This is a genomic window from Salinicoccus hispanicus (assembly GCF_009831115.1).
GTDB lineage: Bacteria > Bacillota > Bacilli > Staphylococcales > Salinicoccaceae > Salinicoccus > Salinicoccus hispanicus.
In genome coordinates, this window is sequence record NZ_WUUK01000002.1 from 437,052 (window position 1) to 462,206 (window position 25,155).

General features: G+C 46.1%; 22 protein-coding genes and 1 tRNA gene. 17 read left to right on the forward strand and 6 right to left on the reverse strand.

All coding sequences use genetic code 11. From position 1 onward, the window contains the following. Positions 1-61: 61 nt before the first annotated feature. The 4 genes from GQ671_RS07040 to GQ671_RS07055 are packed head-to-tail and all read left to right on the forward strand — an operon-like array spanning position 62 to position 4,743. Entirely contained in the window at positions 62-1,246 is a 1,185-nt protein-coding gene (locus tag GQ671_RS07040) for a galactokinase (protein ID WP_160654715.1), read from the forward strand. A 2-nt stretch (positions 1,247-1,248) separates the two neighbouring features. Next, positions 1,249-2,253: a UDP-glucose 4-epimerase GalE gene (gene galE, locus GQ671_RS07045; RefSeq protein WP_160654718.1), complete on the forward strand. Its 1,005-nt coding sequence runs from the start codon at positions 1,249-1,251 to the stop codon at positions 2,251-2,253. Beyond that, positions 2,237-3,712, forward strand: a complete 1,476-nt coding sequence (locus tag GQ671_RS07050) for a UDP-glucose--hexose-1-phosphate uridylyltransferase (protein WP_160654721.1) — start codon at positions 2,237-2,239, stop codon at positions 3,710-3,712. Before galE ends, GQ671_RS07050 begins: the two co-directional genes overlap by 17 nt. After that, positions 3,709-4,743, forward strand: a complete 1,035-nt coding sequence (locus GQ671_RS07055; protein WP_160654724.1) for a family 43 glycosylhydrolase — start codon at positions 3,709-3,711, stop codon at positions 4,741-4,743. The genes GQ671_RS07050 and GQ671_RS07055 overlap by 4 nt, the downstream gene beginning before the upstream one ends. Before the next feature lie 40 nt (positions 4,744-4,783). On the opposite strand, the gene GQ671_RS07060 is transcribed toward GQ671_RS07055, so the two are convergent. The 4 genes from GQ671_RS07060 to GQ671_RS07075 are packed head-to-tail and all read right to left on the reverse strand — an operon-like array spanning position 4,784 to position 9,626. After that, positions 4,784-6,538 (reverse strand): glycoside hydrolase family 2 protein, encoded by a 1,755-nt coding sequence (locus GQ671_RS07060; protein ID WP_211364894.1) that lies wholly within the window; start codon positions 6,536-6,538, stop codon positions 4,784-4,786. 19 nt (positions 6,539-6,557) lie between these two features. Further along, positions 6,558-7,397, reverse strand: a complete 840-nt coding sequence (locus tag GQ671_RS07065; RefSeq protein ID WP_160654730.1) for a carbohydrate ABC transporter permease — start codon at positions 7,395-7,397, stop codon at positions 6,558-6,560. Next, positions 7,398-8,288, reverse strand: a complete 891-nt coding sequence (locus GQ671_RS07070) for a carbohydrate ABC transporter permease (RefSeq protein ID WP_246153190.1) — start codon at positions 8,286-8,288, stop codon at positions 7,398-7,400. A gap of 57 nt (positions 8,289-8,345) precedes the next feature. Further along, positions 8,346-9,626, reverse strand: a complete 1,281-nt coding sequence (locus tag GQ671_RS07075) for an ABC transporter substrate-binding protein (RefSeq protein WP_160654736.1) — start codon at positions 9,624-9,626, stop codon at positions 8,346-8,348. Between the two features lie 559 nt (positions 9,627-10,185). On the opposite strand from GQ671_RS07075, the gene GQ671_RS07080 reads away from it, so the two are divergent. The 11 genes from GQ671_RS07080 (at position 10,186) to GQ671_RS07130 (ending at position 21,151) form a co-directional block, all read left to right on the forward strand. Further along, positions 10,186-11,274, forward strand: a complete 1,089-nt coding sequence (locus GQ671_RS07080) for an ROK family protein (RefSeq protein ID WP_211364895.1) — start codon at positions 10,186-10,188, stop codon at positions 11,272-11,274. A 10-nt stretch (positions 11,275-11,284) separates the two neighbouring features. Further along, on the forward strand, positions 11,285-12,277 hold the full coding sequence (locus tag GQ671_RS07085; RefSeq protein WP_160654742.1) for an asparaginase: 993 nt from the start codon (positions 11,285-11,287) through the stop codon (positions 12,275-12,277). A gap of 14 nt (positions 12,278-12,291) precedes the next feature. Next, complete coding sequence (locus GQ671_RS07090; protein WP_160654745.1) at positions 12,292-13,857, forward strand: glutathione ABC transporter substrate-binding protein; 1,566 nt, start codon at positions 12,292-12,294, stop codon at positions 13,855-13,857. Between the two features lie 50 nt (positions 13,858-13,907). Continuing rightward, positions 13,908-14,828 carry an ABC transporter permease subunit gene (locus GQ671_RS07095; protein WP_322789462.1) on the forward strand — a complete coding sequence of 307 codons (921 nt, stop codon included), beginning with the start codon at positions 13,908-13,910 and terminating at the stop codon, positions 14,826-14,828. A 67-nt stretch (positions 14,829-14,895) separates the two neighbouring features. Beyond that, complete coding sequence (locus tag GQ671_RS07100) at positions 14,896-15,726, forward strand: ABC transporter permease (RefSeq protein ID WP_380645464.1); 831 nt, start codon at positions 14,896-14,898, stop codon at positions 15,724-15,726. A gap of 11 nt (positions 15,727-15,737) precedes the next feature. Next, positions 15,738-16,730 carry an ABC transporter ATP-binding protein gene (locus GQ671_RS07105; RefSeq protein WP_160654753.1) on the forward strand — a complete coding sequence of 331 codons (993 nt, stop codon included), beginning with the start codon at positions 15,738-15,740 and terminating at the stop codon, positions 16,728-16,730. Next, a complete protein-coding gene (locus tag GQ671_RS07110; RefSeq protein WP_160654756.1) occupies positions 16,723-17,721 on the forward strand; it encodes an ABC transporter ATP-binding protein in 999 nt (332 codons plus the stop codon). The genes GQ671_RS07105 and GQ671_RS07110 overlap by 8 nt, the downstream gene beginning before the upstream one ends. Beyond that, positions 17,711-19,096 carry a M17 family metallopeptidase gene (locus tag GQ671_RS07115; protein WP_160654759.1) on the forward strand — a complete coding sequence of 462 codons (1,386 nt, stop codon included), beginning with the start codon at positions 17,711-17,713 and terminating at the stop codon, positions 19,094-19,096. Before GQ671_RS07110 ends, GQ671_RS07115 begins: the two co-directional genes overlap by 11 nt. Before the next feature lie 111 nt (positions 19,097-19,207). Continuing rightward, complete coding sequence (locus GQ671_RS07120) at positions 19,208-20,155, forward strand: ROK family protein (protein ID WP_160654762.1); 948 nt, start codon at positions 19,208-19,210, stop codon at positions 20,153-20,155. Positions 20,156-20,180: 25 nt separating this feature from the next. Further along, the gene (locus GQ671_RS07125; protein ID WP_160654765.1) at positions 20,181-20,870 is read left to right on the forward strand and encodes a copper homeostasis protein CutC; all 690 of its coding nucleotides are present in this window, start codon (positions 20,181-20,183) and stop codon (positions 20,868-20,870) included. Positions 20,871-21,080: 210 nt separating this feature from the next. Beyond that, a tRNA-Thr gene (locus GQ671_RS07130) sits at positions 21,081-21,151 on the forward strand. A gap of 471 nt (positions 21,152-21,622) precedes the next feature. Here GQ671_RS07130 and GQ671_RS07135 read toward each other — a convergent pair. Then, on the reverse strand, positions 21,623-21,898 hold the full coding sequence (locus GQ671_RS07135; protein ID WP_160654768.1) for a hypothetical protein: 276 nt from the start codon (positions 21,896-21,898) through the stop codon (positions 21,623-21,625). A 182-nt stretch (positions 21,899-22,080) separates the two neighbouring features. Between GQ671_RS07135 and GQ671_RS07140 the strand changes: the two genes are divergently transcribed. Continuing rightward, positions 22,081-22,503 (forward strand): RDD family protein, encoded by a 423-nt coding sequence (locus GQ671_RS07140; protein WP_160654771.1) that lies wholly within the window; start codon positions 22,081-22,083, stop codon positions 22,501-22,503. Positions 22,504-22,761: 258 nt separating this feature from the next. Here GQ671_RS07140 and GQ671_RS07145 read toward each other — a convergent pair whose 3' ends face one another. Then, complete coding sequence (locus GQ671_RS07145) at positions 22,762-22,953, reverse strand: hypothetical protein (RefSeq protein WP_160654774.1); 192 nt, start codon at positions 22,951-22,953, stop codon at positions 22,762-22,764. Positions 22,954-23,156: 203 nt separating this feature from the next. Between GQ671_RS07145 and GQ671_RS07150 the strand changes: the two genes are divergently transcribed. After that, positions 23,157-25,091: an aconitate hydratase gene (locus tag GQ671_RS07150; protein WP_160654777.1), complete on the forward strand. Its 1,935-nt coding sequence runs from the start codon at positions 23,157-23,159 to the stop codon at positions 25,089-25,091. Positions 25,092-25,155: the final 64 nt, after the last annotated feature.

Below are 25,155 nucleotides of genomic sequence, written 5' to 3' on the forward strand. Positions count from 1 at the left end.
ATTAATTTATTAAGTTTATAGTACCACTTTAAAATAGAATAATAAAGAGAGGAGTCATCATATGGAGCAGAAAATGCTTTTTGAAGTACATAATGAGATCCATCAGCGCACACCTAATGCGAACCTCTACTTTTCGCCCGGACGGATCAATCTCATCGGTGAGCATCTGGACTACAATGGCGGCACCGTCTTCCCGGGGGCAATCGATCTCGGTACCTATGCCGTCATCAGCGCAAGGGAGGACCGGCAGATCCGGGTCTATTCTCATAACTTTCCGGATGGGGGCATTGTGACGATCGATCTCGATGATATTGGCGAAAGCGGCAATTACGACTGGGCAAGCTACGTTGCAGGTGCATTCAAAGTGACCCAGGAGCGGGCGCATCTCACCCATGGTCTTGATATTACGATCTACGGGACTTTGCCGAACCGCAGCGGGCTGTCCTCATCCGCTTCGATCGAACTGCTCATGCTCTACATCATCAGCGATGTGTATGGTGTGACACTCGATCGCATGGAGATGGCCGCGCTTGGCCAGACAATTGAAAATGACTACCTCGGATTGCCGAGTGGCATCATGGACCAGTTCGCAATCGCGTTTGGCGAATCACATTCGGCCATCGCACTCGACTGCCGCACAATGGACTATGAAATATGCCGGTATCAGGACGGGACACACGAATTTGTCGTCATCAATACCAATAAACCGCGGGAGCTGATCAGTTCCGAATACAAGCACCGCAAGGCCGAATGCGAGCAGGCCCTGACAGAACTGAATGTATTCACTTCACGGAATGAAAAATATCTGTGTGGCTACGATCACCAAGTATTGGAAGCATCGAAGGAAGCTTTCAGCAGCCGAGCACTCTACAGGCGCGCGTACCACGTCATTGATGAGAACCTGCGCACACTGCAGGCAATCGAAGCCTTCAATCGGAACGACTTGAAAATGTTCGGGAATCTGATGTTCGATTCCCATGAGTCATTGCGGACAATGTACGAAGTGACCGGAACAGAACTCGATCGGATTGCAGATAGCGCGAAGACACTCGACTATGTGCTGGGTGCGAGGATGACCGGCGCGGGCTTTGGGGGCAGTGCCATTGCACTGATCGAAAAGAACCACTTCGATCAGTTCAGGACGGTCATCGAGCGAGAGTATGAAGCGGCAATCGGCTACAAGCCGAGTCTGTATCAGGTGGCGCTTTCGACGGGACCGACAATCATTTCAAAAGGGGATGCATAAGTATGGCAATTCTTGTACTTGGAGGGGCTGGCTACATCGGCTCCCATGCAGTGAAGAAACTGCTTGATAGCGGAGAAAAGGTCGTTGTAGTGGATAATCTGTCGACGGGATTCAGGCAGGCTGTCGATTCGCGTGCAGCGTTCTATGAATGTGATATTGCGGATGACACGCGCATGGATCGTGTTTTCGAAGAGAATGAAATAGAAGCGGTACTGCATTTTGCCGCCTTCTCCCTGGTGGGGGAATCGATGGAGGCACCACTGAAATATTTCCAGAACAATACGGGGACGATGCTCACTCTGCTTGAGAAGCTGAACCAATATGGCGTCAGGCATCTCGTATTCAGTTCGACGGCAGCTGTATACGGCGAACCGGAGACGGTACCGATCCATGAGGAGACACAAAAGCGCCCGACGAGTCCTTACGGCGAATCGAAGCTGATGATGGAGCGTATCATCAGCTGGGTGAGCAGGACAACGGACCTGAGTTTTGTTTCGCTCAGGTATTTCAACGTGGCCGGTGCAAGCAAGGATGCAAGCATCGGGGAGTCGCATCAGCCTGAAACCCATCTGATCCCGATTGTCCTCGAATATGCATCCGGGAAAAGGGACGCGCTCTATGTCTTCGGCAACGATTATGATACGGCTGACGGTACATGCATTCGCGACTATATCCATGTGGAGGATCTGATTGATGCGCATATTCTGGCGCTGAAGTATCTGATGGACGGTGGTGCGTCGGATATTTTCAATCTCGGCTATAATCGTGGATATTCCATTCTCGATATCATCAGGACGGCAGAAGCGGTGACGGGCAGGGAGATTGATTTCGAATATCGCGAAAGAAGGCCGGGTGATCCTTCGGTGCTCGTGGCCAATGCGGATAAGGCGATGGACACGCTCGGCTGGCAGCCGCAGCATGATAATATCGAAGAGATCATTACGGACGCATGGCAGTGGCATCAGAAAAATCCGGATGGGTGGGTGACGCATGAAGGCACTGATTAATTTTATCTTTGATGATGCGATGAATCTTGGACTTGTGGAAGAACGGGACCGCACATACATCCATAACCAGATGATGGCCTATATACCTGAGCATATGTTCTTTCACGAGGATGCTGGTATGGGCAAGACCGATTCCAATACACTCATTGAATATATTACAGAGCGGCTGGCTGAATCCGGCGTCATAGAGGATAAGGTGTATACCAGAGACCTTGTCGCCAGCAATATGATGAACGTCTTCCTGCCGAAACCGTCGGACATTGAAGCGCGGTTCTATGGGCACAGGGTATCCGGCATCCATCAGGCGACCGATGACTTCTACGATATAGCCGTATTCTCGAACTACATCCAGAAGAACAGGATCAGCCAGAACATTTCATTTTCCTCGGAATCCAAGTATGGAGAACTGGAACTGACCATCAACCTATCGAAGCCAGAAAAGTCGACCGAGGAGATCGAGGCGGCACAGAGTGCTGCGACGGATAGTGACTATCCGCAGTGTCTCTTGTGCCGAGAGAATGAAGGTTATATCGGTCATATCAATCACCCGCCGCGTGCCAACCATCGGATCATCAGGCTTGAGCTCGGCGGGGGAGAATGGTACTTCCAGTTCTCACCGTACTCCTACTACAGTGAGCACAGCATCGTCTTATCGAAAGACCATATCCCGATGCAGATCAGTGCCCAGACCTTCCGTAATCTGACTGACTTCGTCGACCAGTTTCCGCATTACTTCATCGGTTCCAATGCCGACTTGCCGATTGTCGGCGGCAGTATGCTGTCGCATGAGCACTATCAGGCAGGGCGTCACGTCTTTCCGGTCGAGAAGGCGGCAGCATTCCATGAAACAGTTGCCAGTGATGTGAAACTTGAACTGCTCAAGTGGCCGCTATCCACCATCAAAGTGAGCGGGGCGGACCGGGAATCCGTGATCCGTCAGTCAACAGTCATCATGGATGCATGGAACCGGTATGATGCCCCTGGAATCGATATCCTGTCGCGCACGGAGGCGCAGCACAGCACCATTACACCGATCGCGAGAAAGACTGAGGGGGAATATACGCTCTACATGATTCTGAGGAACAACCGTACGACGGACGCACGTCCACATGGCCTTTTCCATGTCGACCCCGAGGACTTCCATGTCAAAAAGGAGAACATCGGTTTGATCGAAGCCATGGGGCTGGCCGTGCTGCCTGCGCGTCTGAAGCAGGATGCGGAAAAGCTGCAGGAATTCTTTACGACGGGTGAACTGGGGGAAAGTACGCATGCCGAATGGATTGAATCGTGGCGCAGCAAGTATGGGGATGATCATATAAAGACGCACTTTGAAGCGGTGTTCCATAAGGAGCTCGGCATCAAGTTTGAACGCATACTTGAAGCATGCGGTGTTTTCAAAAATGAAAAAGACTTCCTGAAGTTTTTTGAGAGCATCGACCATGGGGAGGAGACATCATGAAAAGAAGACTGATGCTTATCATTGCCGGGCTCGTTGTGATTGCCGTCGTTGCGACAGCCGCTTTGCTGCTGATGGATGGAGATGAAGGATATACAAATCCGGTATTTGAACCGACGCTTGCAGATCCAACCATCATAGAGGCTGATGATGGCTATTTCTATGCATACGGTACGGAAGATTACCTGGATGAAGAGAAAGGGCAGCCACTCATCCCGATCGTACGGTCCAAAGATCTGATCGAATGGGAATATGTCGGACAGGCACTGGAAGAGGCACCCGACTGGAAGTCCAATGGCTTCCTCTGGGCACCTGAAATCATCAAGTTCGATGACATGTACCATCTATACTATTCCTATTCCATCTGGGGGGACCCTGATCCTGGAATCGGACTCGCAGTATCCGAGAATCCGGAAGGGCCTTTTACGGATAGAGGGGCGATCTTTACAAGCGCGGACATCGGTGTCGAAAACTCCATCGATCCATTCATCGTCAAAGGAGAGCCGAACTATCTATTCTGGGGGAGCTTCCATGGCATCTATGGCATCGAACTGGAAGATGACGGCTTTACGACAAAGGGCGAGAAATTCCAGATTGCCGGTGACGCCTTCGAAGCGACCTACATCTTTGAAAAAGAGGATGAATTTTATTTTATCGGCTCGACCGGCAGCTGCTGTGATGGCATCGCGAGCCAGTATCAGCTTGAAATGGCCAAGGCGGATGATATTAGAGGACCATACTTGAATCAGGATGGCGAAGACATCATGAACGCACGTGGTACAGTACTGCTGTCTGGAAATGACGAGGGCGAGGGCAAGACATTCGTCGGCCCGGGTCACTCGACAATGGTCGTTGATGACAGCGAAGACTACTGGCTGATCTATCACGCCATCGACACAGCTACCCCGTATTTGCCGATGGGCGCAACAAGGCGGCCACTGATGATGAGTCCGATGACGTTCGAGGACGGTTGGCCTGTCGTCGAGACAGGACAGCCGCAAGTTGAAATAGATCACAGCCCTGACGTCAATTGACATAAGAACCCCCTTCGACTTGGTCGAAGGGGGTTCAATTCTAGAATTTACGCACATTGTCATTGATTGCTTTTATTGCCGACAGGTCGCATTTCGGTTTTCTATCATAGGTCAATAGACCGTTGATTTCCTGCTCGACATCTGTCAGCTGGGTGTAGCAGTATCCATACAGGATCGGGCTATCACCGATGGCTTCGGTCAACTCTCTGTAGCCGTCAACCAGTGCATCGGCCGAGTCCACGCTGGAATAGCCCCAGCCCGTGTCATCGATGACATAGGCGATGCCGCCATACTCGGTGATCATGATCGGTACGTTGTTGTATTCATATCCCCGTGCGTAGATGAGACGATTGGCGGGTGTATGTGAAATGGCACTTTGGACATCCTGGTAGTTCTGTCTGATATCTTCTGCATCATGGTAGTTATGAATGCCGCACACGTCGGAAATTGTATGCTCCCAGCCTTCATTGGACAGGACTGGACGTGTCTGATCGATGGATTTCGTCAGATGATACATGGACAGGGAATGGTTCTGCTGTCTGCTGTCGTGTGCAACTCTAGAAATGCCCCAGCTCTCGTTCAATGGCACCCATGTGACGATGGAAGGATGGTTGTAGTCGCGTTCTATGACCTCGATCCATTCTTTAGTGATCTTTTCCACATAACGGGCATCATACTCTGCTGCATTGGCCATCTCTCCCCAGACGAGGAAGCCGAGCGTGTCTGCCCAGTATAGGAAGATCGGATCTTCAACCTTCTGGTGCTTGCGTGCACCATTGAAGCCCATCTCCTTGGCAAGTTCTATATCCTTTTTCAGATCATCATCACTCGGTGCCGTCATCAGACCTCTCGGGAAGTACCCCTGATCCAGCACGAGCTTCTGGTAGTATGCCTTGTTGTTGAGCATGAACTTTCCATCCATCACTTCGACCTTCCTCATGCCGAAGTAGGTTTCCACAGTGTCGAGAGCGTCATGATCCGCATCCAGCAGTTCACACTTTACGTCGAATAGATTCGGACTTTCAGGTGTCCAGTACCAGCCGTCATCATGAATGTTGCTTCTTTGGGTGAAAAGGTTTCTGATGTTGATATCCCTTGAAAGGTACCGATTCGTGATAGTGTAGACATCTTCGCTGATGACCTGGCCCTTGAAGGTGATGGTGAGCTTCAATCTTCTGGTTTGGTCAAGGTCCACATGGTCGAAGTAGGTTTCAATATTGATGGACCCTCTGTCGATATCCGGTGTAAACTTGAAGGCATCCAAATGCTCTTTATTCACGATGTCGATCCATACCGACTGCCAGATGCCCGTCGTCCGCGTATAGAAGATGGATTCGGGCTCATGCTTCCAGTATTGCTTGCCGCGCGGCAGCGTCTCATCCTGCATCGGGTCGAACACCCGCAGTATGAGCTCATTTTCTCCTCTTACCACATAGGGCGATATATCGTACTTGAAGGATACATGGCCGCCCGTATGTGTGCCGACTTTCTCTCCGTTGACATAGACGGACGCTTCATAGTCTACCGCGCCAAAATTGAGGATATGGGATTTGTCCATATTATCGACTGTAAATGATGTCTGATACCAGAGAATATCGTGGTTCTCCTTGTCTTGGACTGTGCTGAGTTCGGCCTGGTAGGCGAAAGGCACCGTGATGTCATGTTCTTTAGTGAACCCTCTGTACCATTTTTCCTTCAGACCCTGATCCGCGTCATCGAATTTCAGGTCCCATGAGCCATTCAGGCTCAGCCAATCGTCCCTTTTGAAGTCAGGTCTTGGATACATTTCTCTCATTTGATGATTCTCCTTCATGTTATTTGATGCCGGACTGCGTGATGCCTCGGATGAAGTGTTTCTGTCCAATGATGAATACGATGATAATCGGTACTGTTGCGATGGTCGTCAGAGCCATCAGTTTGCCATATGAAGAAACGAAGCTGCCCTGTGACATGATGGCGATACCGGTCGTAATTGTTCTCATTTCCGGTGTATTCGTTGCAACAAGCGGCCATAGGAAGTCATTATAGATGGTCATGAATGAGAAAATGGCGAGTGTAGCCATCAGCGGCCGCGCGGAAGGCAGAACGACCCGCATGAAAATCTGCCACTTGTTGGCGCCATCGATTCGTGCCGCTTCCTCAAGCTCTTTCGGAAACGTGGAGAAGAACTGATAGAGCAGGAATACACCAAATGCGTTGGCTGAATACGGCAGAATGAGTGCGCCGTATGTATTCAGCATATTGAACTGGCTGAACTGCATGTACATCGGTAGGAACGTGATGACCCACGGGACCATCAGTGTGCTGATGATGATGGCGAAAAGTGCCTTTTTCATGGGTATGTTCAAGCGTGCAAGTGCATAGGCTGCCATCGCATCGATGGAGACGATGATCAGTGTCCCCATGGTTGCAGAGAATAGCGAGTTGAACATCCAGCGGAACACCGGAGAATCACTGTTTGCCCCTTCAAAGAAGTATCTGAAGTTTTCAAACGTGAACGTTTCCGGAATGATGTTGACGCCGCCAAGCATCGCTTCCATGTCGGTCTTGAATGCAGTGGAAATCATCCATATGAGCGGTACGGCAAAGAAGATCGCAAAGAAGACTGCCAGAATGATCAATCCGATATTTCTCAGCAAATTGACTTTTTTCATTTAGACGCCCTCCTTGTTTCTCAGGAATTTGAACTGCAGTGCAGAAATGCAGATGATGATCAGCGTCATGATGACGGCCATTGCTGAAGCGACACCGACATCCCGAAGTTCGAATGCCTGCCTGACAATCCCCATCAGGAGTACTTCAGTAGATGTCCCCGGCCCCCCGCGTGTCATCAGGTACGGCTGTCCGTAGACGTTGAACGAAGCGATTGTCGTTGTAACCACGACAAAAAGCATGATCGGACGGATGCTCGGCATCGTAATATGGACGAACTTCTGCCAAGGCGAAGCACCGTCGATGCTGCCTGCTTCATACAGTTCTTCTGATACTTCGTTCAGTGCATTGATCAGGATGATCATATTGAAGCCGACCGTCCACCAGAGCGTGGCAAGGACGAGCGAGAACCAGGCATAGTTCGTATCCGTCAGCCACGGGATGGGTCCGATGCCGAAATTTCCGAGAAACTGGTTGACGAGCCCTGAATTCGTATCGAGCATCCATAGCCATATGACGGCGATGATGGATACCGAAATGGAGTAGGGAATGAAATAGACCGTTCTGAAGAACGGCTGTATCCTTTTTGGCAGCGAATTGAGCAGCAGTGCCAGTATCAGTGCCAGTACGACGAGTGCCGGTACACTGAGTACGACAAATATCAATGTATTGATCAGACCATTCATGAAGATATTACTGGATGTGCCGTCTGAAAATAGTATTTCCATGTAGTTTGCCAGTCCGACAAATTCCCCTTTGCCGCCAATCAGACTCCACTCATGCATACTGATATAGGCACCATATGCCAGAGGGAAGATGAGGAAAACGACAAACATGATCAGATAGGGGACGATGAATAAACTTGATGTCAATTTGTTTTCGTCTTTTTTCATAATTATCACCTTAAATTTAAGGGAGCTTATCATGTGATAAACTCCCTTGATTTCATTCTATTCGAGGCTGCTTTGTGAAGCTTGCTGGGCGTCTTCCATGGCCGGCTCGACTTCTTTCTCATCCAGTAGTACTTCATTCAGGTTCTGGAAGAGTGGGTCGGAAACCGGTCCCCAATCTGCAACTTCAGGTGCGAACTGGACGTAGTCGAACTGTTCAGCAACATTGGACTGGAACTCCATGTCCTGGAATTCTTCACTTTCATAGACTGCCTTGGCTGCCGGTGCCTGACCGGATTCAGCCCATTCCATGGAGTTCTCTGCAACATACCCAAGGAAATCCTTGATGGCTGTCATCTTGGCTTCGTCCTCAACTGTTGTCGGGAGTACGAAGTTGTGTGAGTTTGCGAATACCGCTTCCTGTTCCGTACCGAGCATCGGTACAGGTGCAACACCGTAGTTCAGGCCGGATTCTTCAAGCTGGTTCATCATCCATGGACCATTCAGCATCACGGCGTTACTGCCTTGCAGGAACAGTGTCAGTTCCCCATCCTGCTGAACATTGGTCGGTGAAACCTGGTGCTCATAGATCAGGTCGTGCAGGAACTGTGCTGCTTCCGTCACTTCAGGTGACGTATACTGGACTTCGCCATCCGCAATCAGTTGGCCACCATTCTGGTAGACGATGGTCGGGAAGATGAACTGCTGCGGCCAGAGTGTCGGTACGACGAAACCATGCTTGTCATCCCCGAGATCAGAAACCGCCTGTGTCATTTCGACGAATTCATCTCTGTCTGCCGGTACAAAGTCCGGCTCATATCCAGCTTCCTCGACCAGATCCTTGTTCCAGAAGTACATGAGTGGATGGATGTCAAAAGGTATGCCATAAAGTGTGCCTTCATGTTCAGCGCCTGTAAGCGCCTTTTCGTGATAGTCCTCTTCGTTCAGGTCTCCATCGAGAAGTGGTGCCACTTCCTGAAGGCTGCCGTTTTCAACATATGTCTGGATCTGGTCGCCGTGCATGACCATGAGATCCGGCTGATCACCTTCGCCACCGCCACTAAGTGTCAGATCGAGCGTAGTATAGTAGTCCGTCTGTGGAACGATCTGCAAGTCCACTTGAGTTTCTTCCTGGGAGCCATTGTAGTCTTCAACGATCTGCTTCATGTTTTCCCCATCAGGACCGGAGAACGGTGCGTAAAGTTTGACTGTACTGGCATCTCCACCTGTAGCGGCGCTGCCTTCACTGCTCTCAGCCCCTTCCTCTGGCGTACCGGAGTTTCCACAAGCACTTAAAACGAGCGCGAGAACGAGAGTAAACAACAAGTATAATTTCTTCATACCTAACCTCCTAAGTTTATTAATTAATTTAATTAAGTATACTATTAATCTATACTTGTCAGAGAGTTTTGTCAATATTAATTGTAAGCGTTTTTATAAAATGGTCTAAATTATTTATGATTCAGTTTAATAAAGGGGTAGCACAAAGGTAGTTACTTCATCAACCTGCAAGAGGAATTCCATAGCTACATCCATATAATAGAAGTTTCAAATATTTCTTACCATAAAACTTGATTTGCAGAGAAAACTGGCAGAGGAATGGATAGTCAAGGAAAGGCGTGTGAGTCAATCATATGCATTGCTATACCATATGGAAGTTTCTAATGTAGGTGGATATAAGCAGGATCGATAGCAGACGAACTTTTAAAAAATTCAGAAATCATATTGACACATGAAAACGCTTAATATATTATTAACATCAGGTTAATAATTAAAAGATAAAACACAGATATCTATGTTAAATATACTTAAAAATCAATAATAGATAACATGAGGTTATAATATGGTAGTAAAGAACCAAGAATATATTAAACAACAGAACCGAAGAGAAGTGCTGGAAATGATAATCAGAAATGGACCCATTTCGAAATCCATCATTGCCAAGAAGATGAATATGAGTCCAACCTCATCTACACGTATTGTGAACTATCTGCTTGATTCGAAGTTGGTAGTGGAAGACATCTCCAATGGTCCTAATAAGGGAAAGAGGAATCTTCTACTTCCAAATAAGAAGAGGATAGTCAACATCTGTATAGAAATTGATATTGATACAGTCACAATTGCTTTAATAAATCTGAAAGGAGAGATCATTTCTGAAGCACGAGTTTTTGCCGCTACTATGGATGCGAGCAAAGTAGTACAAGTAATCAGTCATGAGGTGAAGCTGATGACTGAAAAACAACTTGATGGTGATGAGATGGTTACTGGTATTGGTATTGCGATGCCCGGAATCATCAACCCCAGCACAGGAACCGTAAAAGTTTCCACTCAGTTTAATTGGAAAGATGTTCCTCTTGCAGACATGATCAGAGAGGCGACTGACTATGACGTCAAAGTAGATAACGAATTAAAGTTGAAGGCTTTAGCGGAAAATCATTATTCCATCAGAAAGGAAAGCAGCTTGGTAATGGTCGGATTCGGCAATGGGGTTGGATCTGCTCTGATCACTAATGATGATATATACCGCGGCAGCAGCAATGCTTCCGGTGAAATCGGACATATTACACTCGATCCGATGGGGCCCCGGTGCACATGTGGAAAATATGGCTGTCTACAGACGTACATTGCTAAAGATTTTCTGCTGAGTGATGCTCGAAAATCCCACGACATAGAAAGTATGGAGGAATTGATCGAGAAAGCGCAGCTGAATGAGCAATGGGCGATCAGTATTTTAGATAAGGCAGTGTCGTATATGATCCTGACCCTCAACAATATTGTCAGAATCTACAACCCCTCTGCAATCTACGTATCCGGGATTCTGATAGAGAACCATCGTTATATTCATGAAAAGTTGGAAAATGGCTATCATGAAGTAGATGCTTTTAGAAATGGAGATTTAAAAATCGAGCTGACCCAGTTGAAAGACGAAGGTGCTTTGATGGGTGCATCCCTGATGATTCAGAGACACTATATCGAACATTTGGCATAGGAGGATATACATGGAACATCATGCAATAGCAATAGACTATCGAAATGGTCTTCAGGAAAATGTTCATACCGGTTCAATATGCATAATAGACGAGAATCATGAATTAATTTATTCGGCAGGGGACATCCACACACCTCTCTTCTACCGTTCGGCAATGAAGCCGATACAGGCTGTTCCTGTTTTCAAGACGGATATCATTGAAAAGTACAACTTGACCAATCAGGAAGCGGCACTTTTCATAGCTTCCCAAAGAGGTGAGTCCTACCACGAAACATCGTTGAATTCCGTCAGGGTGAAAATGATGGTGGATGAAAACGAACTGGTCTGTGCAAAAAGCTATCCACTGAATGAGAGTCCTAAAGTCCGGTATATCAAAGAGGGCAAGGAAAAACGCAAACTGATGCATAACTGTGCTGGGAAACACCTGGGATTCATGGGGTTTGCAAAAATGAAAGGCATCCCAAGTGATGGATATGAAAGCATGGATCATCCGATCCAGCAGGAGATTCTACATAGCCTATCCGAACTGGCGGAAGTGAAGGAAGAGGATATCATTTCGGGAGTAGATGGCTGTGGGGTACCCGTACATGCGGTTCCATTGCAGAATATGGCAATATCCTACATGAAGTTCGCCGATCCTGAAAAAATTGAATCGAATGAATTAAGAAATTCTGTTGAAAAGATTGTCAGACTTATGAGTGCATCACCTGAAATAATCGCCTCAGAAAACTTCATCTGTACTGTGCTGTTGGAAGATGACAACATAGTGGCCAAAGGAGGCGCAGAAGGTGTGTACTGTCTGGCTCTGAAACGTGAAAAAATCAGTATTGCACTGAAAGTTCTCAGTGGATCGGAAAGAGTCTGGCCGATCCTCGTGGCAAAACTACTGGAGAAAATTAACTACAGCAATGAAGAAACCATCAGTAGTTTGAAATCACTGGACTCTCAATACATCAGAAATGATTTTGGAGAGATTGTAGGGGAAACAAAAATAAACATATAAAAGGGGTTTGAACCATGAAGAAAAGTATTCTATTTATGCTTGTCCTTGTTGTAGGCATCATTTTGGCAGCTTGTGGCGGGGACTACGACGAACTCGAAGCGGAAACTGGGTCCGATGAAGGGGAAAGCAACGATGGCCAGAATGAAATTACAGTTGCAATCGAACAGAATTTTGTAACGATGGATCCACATGATGCGTCAGACACTGTTTCAATTTTTGGTCTGAAGTCGATGTATGAGTCACTTGTCACATTTGATGAGGACGGAGAAATCGTACCCGCACTTGCAGAGGAGTATGACGTTTCAGAAGATGGTCTTGAATATCATTTCAAACTGCGTGAGGGTGTAACTTTCCATAGTGGTGAAGCATTCAATGCAGAAACAGTACAGGCCAACTATGAACGAATCATGTCCGGCAACCTTTCAGCAGAAAGGAATTTCCAGTATATAGATTCGGTAGAAACTGATGGAGATTATGATATCACTTTTAATCTTACAGAGCCTTTTAGTGCAATGCTCAATAAATTTACTATGGTTCCAATGACCAGTGTACAGTCTATAGAAGAAGAAACCGTAGGATCAGAGCCGGATGGCACAGGGACTTTCAAGTTTGTCGAGTGGCAGCAGGGGACAACACTGACAGTAGAAAAATTTGACGAATACTGGGATGAAGGATCGACAAATGTTGATACACTGACATTCCAACCTGTTGCGGAGAATGGTTCGAGAGTTGCAATGCTGCAAACAGGGGAAGCAGATTTCATATATCCTCTGCCACAGCAGAATGCATCAGATCTCGAGAATGAAGAAGGTATATTAGTCGAAGAATCGCCATCTTCAATTGCACGTTATGTTTCAATCAACACCTATAAGGATCCATATACCGACCTTAAGGTAAGACAGGCGATGAACCATGCGATCGACCAGGAGACTTTCATCCAAGTGGTGAAAAATGGATTCGGGAATCCACTGGATTCCACCATGGCTTCAGAGACACAGTATTATGAAAGCCAGGAGATGTATGAATATGATGTAGAAAAAGCAAGGCAGCTATTGGAAGAAGCCGGATACGCTGATGGATTTGAAGCGGAAATATGGGGTAACAATAGTTCTGAATCCATCAAAGGGATGGAATTCGTCCAGCAGCAGCTTGCAGAAGTCGGTATTGACGTTGAAGTGAAGTCGATGGAGGAAGGCACTCTATCCGATGAAATCTATACACCGGAAACACCTGATGATGCAAAAGTACAGATGTGGTATGTAAGCTGGTCGCCATCTTCCCGTGATGCCGACGGAGCGACACGCAGTCTTTTCAGTAACGAATACTTCCCTCCAAATGGTGCAAACACTGCATACTATGACAACGAGGAAGTGACCGAGTGGATCAAGGAAGCGAATTTGACGACTGACGAATCAGAACAGCAGGAGATCTATTCCAATATCCAATCCACAGTATATCAGGATGCCCCATGGCTCTTCCTTGCAAGTGATACAAATCTTGCAGGTAGAAGCGAAGCACTTGAAGGTGTTTATGTTGGACCGGACGGTTCTGTAATTGTTAAAAATGCACAAGTAAAATAAAAAAATTGGAGCTTCTTTATGAAGCTCCATTATTTTAGGATGTGATTCAAGTGTACAGGTATTTATTTATGAGGATATTGAATCTGATCCCTCTCCTTATTATTGTCTCTTTTGTTGTATTCATGTTTGTACATATCATACCAGGCGATCCCGCACGTCTTCTGGCGGGACAGGATGCGACACGGGAAGAAGTAGAACTGGCGCGGTCCGTCCTCAATCTGGATAAGCCTCTGCTTCAACAGTATTTTATATATATGAGTGGACTCTTTGTCGGCGACCTGGGTTTTTCAATCAAATCTGGTGCATCGGTGGCTCAGATCATATCTGACAGGATACTTCCTTCGCTCGGATTGACATTTGCAAGTATTGTCTGGGCGACTGTAGTCGGTATGCTTATTGGGATCCTCTCGGCCACTTTCAGAAACAGATGGCCGGATCAGCTGGGTATGCTTACGGCAATTTCGGGCATCTCCCTACCCAACTTCTGGGTGGGACTTGTAATCATACAGATTTTTTCAGTTCAGCTTGGATGGTTTCCAACAGGTGGAGCAGGCAGCTGGCAAAGTTATATTATGCCCTCTTTTGCACTTGGAGCAGGAATCATGGCCATAATTGCCCGTTTTACAAGATCCTCACTTGTTGAGAGTCTGAAGCAGGATTATATACGCACTGGCCGTTCCAAAGGACTTGGCAAGGGTTCAATCGTGTTTGGTCATGCTCTGAAGAATTCACTTATTCCTGTCATTACAGTAACCGGTCTACAATTCGGTTTCTTACTTGGGGGCTCTGTAGTAGTAGAAACAGTATTCAGTTTCCCTGGACTCGGCACTTTGCTGATAGATTCGATACAGTTCAGGGATTATCCGGTGATACAGGCACTCATCTTACTGTTCGCACTACAGTTCATATTAGTCAATTTCATAGTCGATATCATCTATGGCTTTGTCAATCCAAAAATCAGGTATGACTGAGGGAGGGAAGCACATGAATACAGTAACAATGGAATCACCTAAAGATCTGCCCAAGCGAAAAAGCAGAATGCAGAAGATAGTTAAAGAAATCACGCGTAAAAAAGTGACTCTGATTTCTTCAATTTTTATAATGATTCTCATCATAGCGGCCATAATCGGCCCGTGGATAACTCCCTATAATCCGGCTGCGCCAGATTACAGTAATATCCTCTCTCCTCCTTCTTTAGCGCATATTTTTGGTACAGATGCTTATGGGCGGGATATATTCAGCAGGATTCTTGCAGGCACACAGATCAGTCTTTCTGTCAGTGTATCGGCTGTCCTGATCGGGGCTGTTATCGGAACAATATTAGGATTGGTAAGTGGATTTTTCGGCAAACTTGTCGATAAGCTCATAATGAGGGTTTGTGATGTTCTGTTTGCCTTTCCTGATATCATCCTCGCTATCGGCATTGTCGCAATACTGGGTCCCGGTCTGAGAAATGTTGTAATAGCGGTTGCATTTTTCAGCGTTCCATCTTTTGCGAGGCTCGTAAGGGGAACGACCCTGGAAGTCAAAGAGCAGCTGTTTGTGGAATCCGCACGCTCCATGGGGGCGAGCAGAAGACGAATTATTTTCAAACATATTTTCCCGGAAACACTCCCTTCGATCATGGTGTATTTCACGATGAGCATAGGTACAACGATACTGGCAGCAGCAAGCCTCAGTTTTCTCGGTCTTGGAGCCGATCCTTCAACACCTGACTGGGGAGCCATGCTGAGTACATCAAGAGACTATATTGGCAGTGCATTCCATGTAGTATTCTTTCCTGGCCTGATCATCTTTTTGACTGTGCTATCCTTTAACGTATTCGGCGATGGGCTCAGGGAAATACTAGATCCAAAACTGAAAGATTAGGGGGAAATAGAATGGCTAAACTTCTTGAAGTCAATAACCTGCAGACTGGTTTCAAAAATTCAAATGATACTCTAAAAGTTGTCCGCGGCATTGATTTTCACCTGGAAGAAGGAGAAATCCTGGGTATTGTCGGAGAATCGGGAAGTGGAAAGAGTGTTACAGCCCTGTCAATCATGAGACTACTTCATGATACACCGGGTGAAATATTGAGTGGAGAGGTTAACTACAAAGGGACGGATCTCACCAAACTGACTGAAAAGCAGATGAGAAAATACCGCGGCAAGGAAGTATCGATGATCTTCCAGGAACCCATGACAACGCTCAATCCTGTTTTAAAAATTGGAAGACAGATGAAAGAAGTCATCCTGCTGCATACGGAATTGAATAGAAAACAGGCACATCAGCATGCCGTAGAGACACTTGAATCGGTGGGGATCCCGCGTGCGAAGGATATCATGAATGAATACCCTCATCAGCTATCTGGTGGGATGCGGCAACGGGTGGTCATTGCCATGCAGATTTCCTGTAATCCCTCCCTGCTCATCGCAGACGAACCGACAACTGCGCTTGATGTTACAATTCAGAAACAGATTCTGAAGCTTCTTAAGGACATTCAGAAAAAAACAGGTATGGGCATCATCTTCATCACACACGATCTAGGCGTCGTTTCGAAGATCTGCGACCGCGTCAATGTGATGTACGCAGGAGAAATTGTCGAGTCGGCCGAGACCAGGGACCTATTCAACCACCCCAAGCATCCCTATACTAAGGGGCTGATAGAATCCATCCCCAAACTGGGTCATAATCAGGAGCGGCTATCTTCAATACCGGGTACTGTGCCTAATTTGAACGACATGCCAAAGGGATGCACATTCTCACCGAGATGCAACTTTGTAATGGATAGATGCCATGCTGAACATCCGGACTTCTATGAAACGGACAATATCAGCTGCAGATGTTTTCTTTATGATCAGATAGCAGAGGAGCGTATGAGCCATGTCTAATGAGTACCTGCTTGAAATCAAAGAACTGAAAAAACATTTTCCGATCAAAGAAGGGTTTATGAAAGAAAAAAAGGTTGTCAAAGCAGTAGATTCCATCTCCTTCAATATAAAACAAGGTGAGACATTTGGACTGGTAGGAGAATCGGGTTGTGGTAAGTCTACTACTGGGCGACTGATCAATGGATTGATCGATGCCGATTCGGGGGAGATCATCTTTAATAATCATCAAATCGACAGCTTGAGTACAAAACAGTGGCGTAAAGTGCGTAAGGAGATGCAGATGGTCTTCCAGGATCCGTATGCATCATTGAGCCCAAGAATGACGGTAAAAGAAATTTTGATGGAACCTTTGAATATCCATTTTAAAAATTTGAATGAAAAAGAGAAGGAGGAGCGGGTTGAACTGCTCTTGAAGAAATGTGGAATCAATCCATATCATCTGAATAAGTATGCCCATGAATTCAGTGGTGGCCAAAGGCAAAGGATTGGAATCGCTCGGGCACTGATTCTACAACCACAGCTTATAATCGCAGATGAACCTGTGTCAGCCCTTGATGTTTCAATTCAATCACAGATCTTGAATCTGATGAAAGATCTTCAGGAAGAATTCAATCTGACCTATCTGTTTGTGTCGCATGATCTCAGCGTCATCGAATTTATAAGTGACAGGATTGGTGTGATGTATCTCGGAGATATTGTTGAAATTTCATCAAAGGAGAAAATATTCAACGATCCGAAGCACCCTTATACTAAAGCATTACTTTCTGCTATTCCTCAAATCGGAGAAACATCAGGTGAAGAGGAAGAAGTTTCACTGCAGGGTGATATACCATCTGCTTCGAATCCGCCTTCAGGCTGCAAATTCCATACGAGATGCCCATTCGCCATGGAGCAATGCAAGACAATCATACCCAGACAACGCATTTTAAATGATGAGCAGACTGTCGCATGTCATCTATACGAGGAAGGAATGATTAACAATGCAACATAAAGTACGGTTCATCAACAACCCCACCCATTTCCTGCCCTTTTTAAATAACGAAAGTATAAATCCGGGGGATGTATTTTTCGATTACAATACCGGTATTCTTTATTCATATATATCTGCCGAACAGGAGAAATCGGAAGACTGGAGATTTATAGGCGGCAAGATTGGTAAAGCCATCATTGCCAATAAACTGACGGAAGTATTTATCGATTTCGAGAGTATCAGCGCGTCTCTCGGAGAAAATAAAGACCAGGCATTGGCTGGGCTCATCTATGAAGGAATTCAGTTATCACTCTATCGTTTCGAGCATTATCTGAACCAGGAAAAGACATTACAGTGCAAGGTCAGTCATGATGAACGATACGAGCAAACTCTGGAGTATTCCAAACAGCAGGCAGCAGCTATTTCTGTTGCCAGGGATCTATGCAATGAACCCGCCAATTACCTGACTCCAGATACATATGCTGAGAAGATTTTTAAGATCTTTGAAAATACAGATGCAAATGTATCTATTATGAGTGAAGAGGAAATGGAACGGAGTATGCAGGCGGTAAAAATGGTTGGAAGCGGCAGCAGCCGGAAACCGAGGGTTGTCGTAATAAGAATCGCGAATAATCCGTCAAAACCGCTCACTGCTCTGGTCGGCAAGGGAGTGACATTCGATTCAGGCGGGATCAATGTTAAAACCGCCTCTGATATAGGTGAAATGAAGATGGATATGGGAGGATCCGCAGCAGTTGTGGGTGCTCTCAAGAACATATTGGATAATAAAATCGATGTAAATGTCATCGGAATCATTCCGATGGTCGAAAATTTATCTGGCAGTGAGGCATATGTCCCTTCAGCAGTCGTTAAATATTCCAACGGTTTACATGTTGAAGTTGGTAATACGGATGCAGAGGGTAGACTGATTCTAGCAGATGGAATTCTATATGCTACAGAGCAGGGTGCGAAAAACATCATAGATATTGCCACGCTGACAGGTAGTGTGGGGAGTGCACTTGGTTTGAAGTATGCAGGCATACTATCGAACGATGAGCGATTCATCACTGAACATGCAGTGTCGATCGGAAGAGAGACAGGAGACCACGTGTGGCCATTGCCGCTGTCTACAGAATATGAACATTATTTAGAGAGTGATACAGCGGATTTCAATAATATGAGCAGTACACCTTTCGGTGGAGCAATCACTGCAGCCGTCTTTCTTAATAAGTTCGTTGAGAGCCATATCAGATGGGTACATATTGACATGGCCAACACTGTGCGTCCTTGGAAAATAGAAGGATACTATACTAAAGGGGCTGCAGGCTTCGGAGTCAGACTGTTATGTGAGATGGTTAAGGAATTCAATAATGGTGCAGCCGGGTCTGGGAAGTAGTTAAGAGTGGAGAGCCACTTTGAAAAGTGCTGATTCAGATGCATAATTTTTCCAAAAGACCGGATAAATTATCATACGAACACAGAAACGGGACTGAAGGAGAAGAGGTAAATGGAACCATTGATACTGGGACTCGATATAGGTGGCACTTATGTTAAATTTGGTATGTTTGATGAGCATGGGAACCTTAAAAGCAAGTGGCAGATCAAGACCGTCAGAGGCGGGGACGAGCTTGTGGAGCTGATATGGCATTCAATCCAGGAAAATATTCCTGAATATGAGGAATGTGTCGGTATAGGAATAGGTGTACCTGGATTGGTGGATCATCAAAATGGATCAATCATAGAAGCGGTCAACATGGGACTATCGGATTTCAACATTGCAGAGGCATTCAAGAGATACACCGATATTCCTGTCGTTCTGGAGAATGATGCGAATGCTGCAGCTTTAGGAGAATTCTGGAAGGATACAGGAGAGGTTCAGGACATGATTCTTGTCACTTTAGGCACAGGGGTCGGATCAGGAATTATAATTGATTCCGATCTTTTCCGGGGCAAAAATGGAATAACAGGAGAAATCGGTCATAGTATTGTTGATAGGAATGGATACAGATGTAATTGCGGCAGAAAGGGTTGTCTGGATACTATTGCTTCAAGCACCGGTATTGTCAGAGCAGCTCTCGACGCTTTCGATGAACATGCCGTTTCTTTTGAAAAAGGAATTTCGGAAGATGAGATGAAAGCTGAGGATGTTTTCAGGTTGGCAGAAGAAGGGAATGCAACTTGTCAGAATGTTATTCAGCACGCAGTGGAATCCCTTGGATTCGCTCTAGCCAACTATGCTTCAATGATGAATCCTCAGAAGATATTGATAGGCGGGGGGGTATCTAGTGCGGGTCAAAAGTTCATTGATGATATAGCCAGTTCGTTTTATACATTCTCACTAAGCAAAATAGCCAGTACCACTCTTATTGAAAAAGCACATTTAGGTAATGATGCTGGCATCACAGGGGCAGCCTACCTGATTTATAAGCAGACTGGAAGAATGATAAAGCAATAATCAATGATGGAATGGAGGGAGAATAATGATTATTGAAGGTATCGCAACAAACCTTAAAGATGTTGAAAATCTTAATTCTTACGGGGTGGATAGAATCGAACTTTGTGAATCGATGGATCAGGACGGGCTGACTCCGGATCTTGAACTTGTAAGGAGGGCGGTGCTTTGCTCTGATATCCCCATTAATGTAATGGTGCGTCTGGATGACCATTCTTTTCACTACAATTCAGAAGTGATAGAGAAAATGGCCGAGCAGATCGAGGTGATAAAGTCTCATGGAGTAAATGGTATCGTGATTGGCGCATTGACTACAAATCATATGATCGATACAGAAGCACTGGAACAACTGCTGGCTCCGGCTGATGAAATGGAGGTCACATTCCATAAAGCCTTTGATGAAGTAGAGGATCAGTCGGAGGCATTGGAAACTCTCTCACAATATCCCCAGATTAAGACGGTTCTTACTTCAGGTGGCAAAGGCTCTGCCACAGATAATATCGAACAGTTGCTTCGACTGACTGAAAAAGCAGATGGTACTGGTATTACGATAATGCCGGGTGGTGGCTTGAAAGTTGATAATATAGACCGTATTTTCCAGAGTCTTAAGCCTGGAAGTATGCATTTCGGTACTGGTATTAGACACAACGGGTCCTACGACCATCCAGTCTCCAAGGAAAAGATCCTGTTAATAAAAGAACTTGTCTCTGATGGGTAGAGCTGTCAGTATCCAGTCAGCCCGAGGGGATACTGAGTTGTAATATTGCATTAAAAAGCCACTGGAAATTTGAGCGCATTGTAGTATGATAGTACTTAGAGTTTGAATGGCATCCATCTTCGTCTGACTGCTCTAAAAGCATGTACATTTTGTCCAAGTATGTTACTATTGGTTTTCGTTACGTCAATAATACGTAACCCTTTATTTTGTGCCGACATAGTTTAATGGTAGAACACAGCCATGGTAAGGCTGCAATACGAGTTCGATTCTCGTTGTCGGCTTTTAAGAATTTCGATGTCATTATTGCAACGGTCTGCGCTACTGCTGCACAGGCAAGAGGGGTCAGCGTACAAGCGTTGTCGGGGAAGAATGAGGTACGTCTGAGTAACACCTGGGGGCACAATGCCCTTTATATAAAATCCATGTGGACAGGCGAATATAACAATAGTCGGGTCTACGGACATACTTAAAGCCACCCATGAGGTGGCTTATTTTTTATTCTAAATCAACTAGTATCAATCCGATATCTTCATTATCGTCTGATGAGCCTTAAAATGTATAGATATCTCCTATATCTATTCCATCGTGTCCTACCATACCTCAGAGAATTACAGGATGATCATCCACTTTAGCATGAATAATATTGCCTATTCCCTAGACATACTCTTCGTTACTAGGTTCAATAGCAAGAACTTCTGGATTAGTAACTTTTAAATTCTTACCTTTTTCATAATCATTATTGTAAAATTTATCTAAATCATCTCTTTATATTCCGCCTTGTCGATGCTGTTTGATTCTTCAATTGAAGGTACAGAGGGGATAGCAGCTGCATTAAAATTTATGTCTGTCAATTGACCACTAAACGCTAGGGCAGCCAGAAATATGATGTTAGCTACAAAAGTGCATGCTGTAAATATCCATAATGATTTGGTGGGTTTATTTCTGAGTTGCTGAACGATAGAAAATATGAGTAGTATCAGTGTTGCGATTCCGGTAAAGAGCCAGAGTAGTAGAAATAAGATTACCATGTCGTACCCCCCTCGATTATATTACAGCTATTGTAACATAGGACACATGACCGGCATGTGACTTTTTATCCAGGTTCATTAGGATAAGCGAGGATGGCTTTTTTTTGTTGAAGGAATGTATATATTAACAGTGCATGTCAGTGCTACAATGGAGGAAAGAGAAATAGTTTGGAGGTACGAAAATGTCAAACGTAGCAGGATTCTGGGTAAGGCTCGGCGCACGGTTGCTTGATGCCCTGCTGATCGGAATGGTCATCGGAACGTTTGTCTTTCTGTTCCAGATGGATACAGGGAGTCGGGTGACACAGACAATTGAGAGTGTAGCAAGCATACTGTATTTCGTGCTTTTACCGGTATTCGTATACGGTTATACAGTTGCCAAGCGTCTGCTCAATATTAGAATCGTGAAAAAAGATGGTGGGAATGTCGGCTTTGGAGCGATGGTTGTACGTGAAGTCATTGGCGGGTTCATCTATGTCATGACATTCGGTATTGCTTTGGTTGTATCAGCATTCATGGTGGGATTGAGAAAAGACAAGCGCAGTCTCCACGATTTTCTTGCCGGCACGTATGTCACGCATGACAGGCCGGAACATTGGGAATAAAGCAGTAGGTTGTAGATTTCCATGAATAATATATAATCCGTCCATTCGGTAAAAAACCGCGGCAAAGGTTCTGAGAGGAACCTCTGTCGCGTTTTGTTTATTGTTTTTCTAAAGCTATTTTTATCCACTCTTCAAAAGCCGCAAGTGCTTCTCCATCAACCTTCTTCAGGTTTGACTCTACTTGATTAAAACCGATATCATCTGCTGTCTCTCAGAGGTTCGTCAATGCTAATATTCGACAGGTCTTCTCTCGCATGACTAATGGAGTAGCTCATTTTCTTCTCTTTCAAGCCTGTCCAGAATCTTCTGCTTACCTTCGGTTTTTCTAGGGATATCAAATTTACGTTTACCTCTATAGAAATCCGGATCGACTTTTTTTACGGCTTTGATTGCGATATCTTTTCGACGATTGTTCTGTTTATCCAGATCCTTCAGATTATATATCTTCACTGTAATCGCCACCTTTTATTACATTATATACTGCTTTAAAAAACCTACAACTCCAGTAGCCATGAGTATAAGACACACGGTATTTTCAGGAAGTTTAATAACTGATTTTGGAATATTCAGTTTATAATGACTCGGTTAGTGTAATAGTAACTATAGAGGATATTTTTATCAGAACGGTAAATAGTATTAAGGGGGACGGTAATATGCCATTGAATGTGACTCAGAAGTTGATTCAGGAACATCTGGTATCGGGGGATATGACACCCGGGGAAGAGATTGGTCTGAAGATCGACCAGACGTTGACACAGGATGCGACGGGGACGATGGTGATGCTGGAACTGGAAGCGATGGAGATAGATAAAGTGAAGACGGAAGTCTCTGCACAGTATGTCGATCATAATCTGATACAGAGTGATCATCGTAATCCGGATGATCATCTGTTCCTCAGGAGTGCAGCACAGAAATTCGGCGTACACTACAGCAGACCGGGGAACGGGGTCAGCCACCCTGTACACATGCAGGAGCTGGCGATACCCGGCAAGACGCTGCTCGGCTCGGACAGCCATACATGCGCAAACGGATGCATGGGAATGCTTGCGATGGGGGCTGGCGGCATTGATGTTACGATGGCCATGGCGGGGGAACCGTACTACGTGGAGATGCCTCGTGTCATGGGTGTGAAACTGACTGGTAGACTGCCGGACTGGGTCAGTGCAAAGGATGTCGTTCTCGAGATGCTGCGAAGGCATACTGTGAATGGCGGCGTCGGCAAGATCATCGAATACTACGGCCCAGGCCTTGATGATCTTTCCGCAATGGACCGGCACGTCATCGCGAACATGGGAGCAGAACTTGGTGCGACGACCTCGGTGTTCCCATCAGACAAGGAAGTGAAACGCTTCATGGATACACAGGGCCGCGTGGATGAGTGGAGTGAACTGAAGGCGGACCGAGGTGCGGAGTATGATGAACATGATGAAATAGACCTGTCTGAACTGGTGCCGCTGATTGCGAAGCCGACCAGTCCGGATAACGTCGTGCCGGTCGAGGAAATCGCCGGTGAGGAGATCTACCAGTCATACATCGGCTCTTCCGCCAACCCAGGGTATCGGGACTTTGCGATTGCTGCAGAGATCGTCAAAGGCAGGCAGATTGCGAACGGCATTTCTTTCGACATCAACCCGACATCACGCCTGCTGCTCCAGCAGCTGGTGGAGAACGGGCATATCGCAAGCCTGCTGTCATCAGGTGCCAGACTGCACCAGGCAGGCTGCAACGGCTGTATCGGAATGGGCCAGGCGCCGGCAACAGAACGGAACAGTCTCAGGACGACGCCGCGGAACTTTCCCGGACGCTCCGGCACGAAGGAGGACAGTGTCTTCCTATGCAGTCCTGAAACCGCAGCAGCCTCTGCATTGAGCGGTGTCATTACAGATCCACGCACACTCGATATGGAACATCCGGAAATAGCGGAAGCGGCAGCCATCAAAATGGAAGAAATGCTCGAAGCCCCTCCGGAAGATACGAGCAATATAGAAATCACGAAGGGGCCGAACGTCACTTCCATTCCTGATTTCGATCCGATTGAGGACAACTTCGATATGCCGGTGCTGCTCAAGATGGAGGACAATATCTCGACGGACGAAATACTCGCCGGCGGATCAAGGGTACTGCCATTCCGCAGCAACATTCCAAAGATCAGCACATTCGTATTTGAAGGCATCGATGAGACATATACGGAAAGGTCGGAGGAAAAGCTGGAAGAAGGCGGGCACATGATTGTGGCCGGCAACAACTATGGCCAGGGCTCCAGCCGTGAGCATGCGGCACTTGCCCCGAGGTATCTCGGCTTAAAAGTGGTGCTGGTCAAGAACTTCGCCAGAATCCATCTGCAGAACCTCATCAATTTCGGTATTCTGCCGCTGACCTTTGTCGACGCAGAAGACCATAAGAAGATAGAACAGGAGGATGTCATCGAGTTCAGGAAGGTCCACCAGGCGATACGGGACGGAAATACATTCACCATCCGGCTGAAGGACTCGGGCGAAGAGATCACCGTCAAGCACAGCATGACCAGCCGTCATCTCGATATCCTGCTGGCCGGTGGCATCATCAACTGGGCCAAGCAGAGACAGTAATATGGGAGAAGAAAGGCTCTGTAAAAGAGCCTTTTTAAGTTGTTTATAACTAAAGAGACCCTCC

Coding starts and splice junctions, on each gene's coding strand:
- GQ671_RS07150 (WP_160654777.1), top strand. CDS start 23,157: ATGCCATTGAATGTGACTCAGAAGTTGATTCAGGAACATCTGGTATCG.
- GQ671_RS07060 (WP_211364894.1), bottom strand. CDS start 6,538: ATGAGAGAAATGTATCCAAGACCTGACTTCAAAAGGGACGATTGGCTG.
- GQ671_RS07050 (WP_160654721.1), top strand. CDS start 2,237: ATGAAGGCACTGATTAATTTTATCTTTGATGATGCGATGAATCTTGGA.
- GQ671_RS07065 (WP_160654730.1), bottom strand. CDS start 7,397: ATGAAAAAAGTCAATTTGCTGAGAAATATCGGATTGATCATTCTGGCA.
- GQ671_RS07040 (WP_160654715.1), top strand. CDS start 62: ATGGAGCAGAAAATGCTTTTTGAAGTACATAATGAGATCCATCAGCGC.
- GQ671_RS07075 (WP_160654736.1), bottom strand. CDS start 9,626: ATGAAGAAATTATACTTGTTGTTTACTCTCGTTCTCGCGCTCGTTTTA.
- GQ671_RS07100 (WP_380645464.1), top strand. CDS start 14,896: ATGCAGAAGATAGTTAAAGAAATCACGCGTAAAAAAGTGACTCTGATT.
- GQ671_RS07090 (WP_160654745.1), top strand. CDS start 12,292: ATGAAGAAAAGTATTCTATTTATGCTTGTCCTTGTTGTAGGCATCATT.
- GQ671_RS07085 (WP_160654742.1), top strand. CDS start 11,285: ATGGAACATCATGCAATAGCAATAGACTATCGAAATGGTCTTCAGGAA.
- GQ671_RS07105 (WP_160654753.1), top strand. CDS start 15,738: ATGGCTAAACTTCTTGAAGTCAATAACCTGCAGACTGGTTTCAAAAAT.
- GQ671_RS07080 (WP_211364895.1), top strand. CDS start 10,186: ATGATAATCAGAAATGGACCCATTTCGAAATCCATCATTGCCAAGAAG.
- GQ671_RS07115 (WP_160654759.1), top strand. CDS start 17,711: ATGCAACATAAAGTACGGTTCATCAACAACCCCACCCATTTCCTGCCC.
- galE (WP_160654718.1), top strand. CDS start 1,249: ATGGCAATTCTTGTACTTGGAGGGGCTGGCTACATCGGCTCCCATGCA.
- GQ671_RS07135 (WP_160654768.1), bottom strand. CDS start 21,898: ATGGTAATCTTATTTCTACTACTCTGGCTCTTTACCGGAATCGCAACA.
- GQ671_RS07110 (WP_160654756.1), top strand. CDS start 16,723: ATGTCTAATGAGTACCTGCTTGAAATCAAAGAACTGAAAAAACATTTT.
- GQ671_RS07140 (WP_160654771.1), top strand. CDS start 22,081: ATGTCAAACGTAGCAGGATTCTGGGTAAGGCTCGGCGCACGGTTGCTT.
- GQ671_RS07070 (WP_246153190.1), bottom strand. CDS start 8,288: ATGAAAAAAGACGAAAACAAATTGACATCAAGTTTATTCATCGTCCCC.
- GQ671_RS07055 (WP_160654724.1), top strand. CDS start 3,709: ATGAAAAGAAGACTGATGCTTATCATTGCCGGGCTCGTTGTGATTGCC.
- GQ671_RS07120 (WP_160654762.1), top strand. CDS start 19,208: ATGGAACCATTGATACTGGGACTCGATATAGGTGGCACTTATGTTAAA.
- GQ671_RS07125 (WP_160654765.1), top strand. CDS start 20,181: ATGATTATTGAAGGTATCGCAACAAACCTTAAAGATGTTGAAAATCTT.